Raw genomic sequence first — 3,293 nt, forward strand, 5'->3', positions numbered from 1 at the left:
CGTCCGGCGGAGCCGGCGCGTCCGGTCCGTATCACCGCCAGCCCCACCGCCTGGGCGCTCGCCGTCTTCTTCGGCCTGCAGGCCACGGCCGCGTACGTCATCCTCGGCTGGCTGCCGCAGATCTACCGCGACGCCGGCGTGCCCGCGTCCACCGCCGGGCTGCTGCTCGCCGTCGCCATGGGCATGGGCGTCCCGCTGGCCTTCGTGCTGCCGCGGATCGCCGCCCGGCTGAACCACCAGGGGCCGCTGGTCGTGGTGCTCGGCGGCTGCGGCCTCGGCGGCTACGCCGGACTGTGGCTGGCGCCCGCGGGCGGCGCCTGGGCGTGGGCCCTGCTGCTGGCCGTGTCGAACTGCGCGTTCCCGCTGGTCCTCACCCTCATAGGGGTACGCGCCCGCAGCCACGCCGGCCTCGTCCGGCTCTCCGCCTTCGCGCAGAGCACCGGCTACCTGATCTCCATCCCCGGCCCGCTGGCCGTCGGCGCGCTGTACGGAGCCACGGACGGCTGGGACGTGCCGCTGGCGGTGCTCGCGGCCTTCATGCTCGCCCAGGTCGCGGTGGGGATAGCCGCCGGGCGCAACCGCGTGGTCGAGGACGAGGTCTGACGGCGGCGGGCCTCAGGGCGAAGCGATCGTGGCGATGACGCCGATGACCACCGTGATGGCGAGCATCGCGCCGAGCACATAGAGCAGCTTGCGCTGCCCGTTCGGGGGATGCGGGTCGAGCACGGGCATACCGCCAGTCTCGCATCCGCCGCCGCGGCTCCGGCGCGGGGGCGCCGCGGGCGCCCGGGGGTGGTGCTAGCCCCACCCTCCCCTAGGGGGCCAGGGTCAGGGGGAAGTGGGTGGGTCACCGGATGGGCCGGGCGCCCCCGGATCCGTAGGTTCGAAGCAGTACGAAGGACCGGGACCCGAGGCGACCCCACGGAGGCGAAGATGTCAGCCGGTGCACACACCCAGCCCGCCCCGCAGGCCGCGCAGCGCTGGCTGCCGTGGTGGTCCGTCGCCCTGCCCGTGGCGGCGTTCACCGCGCTGCTCGCCCTCCGGCTGCTCTGAGTCCCGCCCGCGGCCCGGCCCGGCCGGCCCGTCACTCCTGGCGGGAGACCCTGCGAACTGCCCGGACCAGGCGGCCCGTTTCATGCGAAGCTGGGCTTATGAGCGCAGGAACGCCCCGCAGCATCATCCTCCTCCGGCACGCCAAGGCCGACTGGGCCCAGGACTCCGACCACGAGCGCCCGCTCGCCGAGCGCGGCCGCGCCGACGCCCCCGCGGCCGGCGACTACCTCGCGGCCCGCGGCATCGACCCCGACCTGACCCTCTGCTCCAGCGCCCAGCGCACCCGCGAGACCTGGAAGCTCGTCGTCGGCCGGCTTCCCCGCCGCCCCCGCACGGTGTACGAGGAGCGGCTCTACGAGGCGTCGCTCGGCGAGCTGATCGAGGTGCTGAACGAGGTCTCCGACGACGTCTCCACGGTGCTGGTCGTCGGCCACAACCCCGGCATGCACGGACTCGCCGACGCCCTGGCCGGCTCCGCCGAGGGCGACGCGCTGAGCAGGCTGAGCCGCGGCTTCCCGACGTCGGGCGTGGCCGTGGTGGAGTTCGCCGGCTCGTGGAAGTCCGTGGAGCACGGCGTGGGCCGGCTCACCGAGTTCTGGGCGCCGCACCGGTAGGGGGCGCCGCTGCCGCGCCGGGCCCCGGCGGCCGACCGCCTCACCCGGTCGTGTCCGCCGCCTCCACCTCGTCGCGCGTGATGCCCAGCAGGTAGAGCACCGTGTCGAGGAACGGCACGTTCACCGCGGCGTGCGCGGCCTCCCGCACCAGCGGCTTGGCGTTGAACGCCACGCCCAGCCCCGCCGCGTTCAGCATGTCGAGGTCGTTCGCGCCGTCCCCGACCGCCACCGTCTGCGCCAGCGGCACGCCCGCCTCGGCGGCGAAGCCGGTCAGCAGCCGGGCCTTGCCGGCCCGGTCCACGACGGGCCCGGTGATCCGGCCGGTGAGCTTGCCGTCGGCGATCTCCAGGGTGTTCGCGGCGGCGAAGTCCAGCCCGAGGCGGTCCTTGAGGTCGTCGGTGATCTGCGTGAAGCCGCCGGAGACGACGCCCACCTGGTAACCCAGGCGCTTGAGCGTACGGATCAGGGTGCGCGCGCCGGGCGTCAGGCGGACCTCCTCGCGCACCTTGTCCACCACCGACTCCTCCAGCCCGGCCAGCAGCGCCACCCGGGCGTGCAGGGACTGCTCGAAGTCCAGCTCGCCGCGCATCGCCGCGGCGGTGACCTCCTCGACCTCGGCCGCGCAGCCGGCGTGCGCGGCGAACAGCTCGATGACCTCGTCCTGGATGAGCGTGGAGTCGACGTCCATCACCACGAGCCGCTGCGCCCGGCGCTGCAGCCCGGACGCCACGACGGCGACGTCCACGCCCAGCCGGGCGGCGGCGGTGGCCAGCGCGGTGCGCAGCGCGTCGGTGGCGGTGCCGGAGACCTCGAACTCCACGGCGGTGACGGGGTACTTCGCGAGCCGGAAGATGCGGTCGATGTTGCCGCCGGTGCCGGTGATCACGGAGGCGATGCCGGCGGTCGAATCGGCGGTCAGCGGGTGGCCGAGCACGGTCACGTGGGAGCGGCCGGGGGCGCGGGGCTCGTTGTCGCCGGTGCCGGAGATTATCTCGGCCTCCAGGCGCAGGGCGCCGGCCCAGGAGTGGATCGTCGCGCGCAGCTCGCCCTCGGTGGCGCCGACGGGCGGGGTGACCAGGGCGCACAGGGTGATGCGGCCGCGGGTGACGATCTGCTCGATGTCTATGACCTCGACCCGGTAGGCGGCGAGGGTGTCGAAGAGGCCGGCGGTGAGACCGGGGCGGTCCCTGCCGAAGATCTTGACGAGAAGCGTGCGGGTGGGCGTGGTCATGATGGGACCACGGTATCGCGGTGGGGCCCGCGGCAGCCCGGGCGGGTCGGCGTTGCGGCGGGTGCCCGAGGGGCCGCTGGGCTGCGAGGTTGCGGTGGCGGGTACGTGCGGTGGCCGGCGGCTGAACGGGCGGGGTGCTCCCCGGCGGCGGCCGACCGCGTCGGCTTCCAGGAGTGCCGGTGCGGCGTATGCGACGGCGGTCATGCGGGATACGCCCGGCCGACCGCGGCGAGTGCCGCGGCGGCGACGTTCGGGCAACGGATTCGGAGGGGTTCTTCCGATTCCCGCGTCCTACCGGGCGCCACCCCCGGATCTCCGCGCCCGCGTATATGCGGAACGACTGAGCCTTTTCCAACCTGCTGATGCAGTCTGGTGGTTGGCGTGACAGACGAGTG

At 74.4% G+C, this 3,293-nt stretch carries 4 protein-coding genes; 2 read left to right on the plus strand and 2 right to left on the minus strand.

Going from position 1 to position 3,293, the window contains the following annotated elements; all coding sequences use genetic code 11:
* Nucleotides 1-603, plus strand: a 603-nt coding sequence (locus ABD317_RS35075; protein WP_344295721.1) for an MFS transporter, incomplete at its 5' end; no start/stop codon positions are given.
* A gap of 12 nt (nucleotides 604-615) precedes the next feature.
* Here ABD317_RS35075 and ABD317_RS35080 read toward each other — a convergent pair.
* Nucleotides 616-732: an SGM_5486 family transporter-associated protein gene (locus ABD317_RS35080; protein ID WP_344295723.1), complete on the minus strand. Its 117-nt coding sequence runs from the start codon at nucleotides 730-732 to the stop codon at nucleotides 616-618.
* A gap of 419 nt (nucleotides 733-1,151) precedes the next feature.
* Here ABD317_RS35080 and ABD317_RS35085 point away from each other — a divergent pair, with 419 nt between their 5' ends.
* Entirely contained in the window at nucleotides 1,152-1,667 is a 516-nt protein-coding gene (locus tag ABD317_RS35085; RefSeq protein ID WP_344295725.1) for a SixA phosphatase family protein, read from the plus strand.
* A gap of 40 nt (nucleotides 1,668-1,707) precedes the next feature.
* On the opposite strand, the gene serB is transcribed toward ABD317_RS35085, so the two are convergent.
* Nucleotides 1,708-2,898, minus strand: coding sequence for a phosphoserine phosphatase SerB (gene serB, locus ABD317_RS35090; RefSeq protein WP_344295728.1), 1,191 nt, complete (start codon nucleotides 2,896-2,898; stop codon nucleotides 1,708-1,710).
* Nucleotides 2,899-3,293 lie beyond the last annotated feature (395 nt).

Origin of the sequence: Streptomyces synnematoformans, assembly GCF_039531005.1 — a bacterium.
Lineage (GTDB): Bacteria > Actinomycetota > Actinomycetes > Streptomycetales > Streptomycetaceae > Streptomyces > Streptomyces synnematoformans.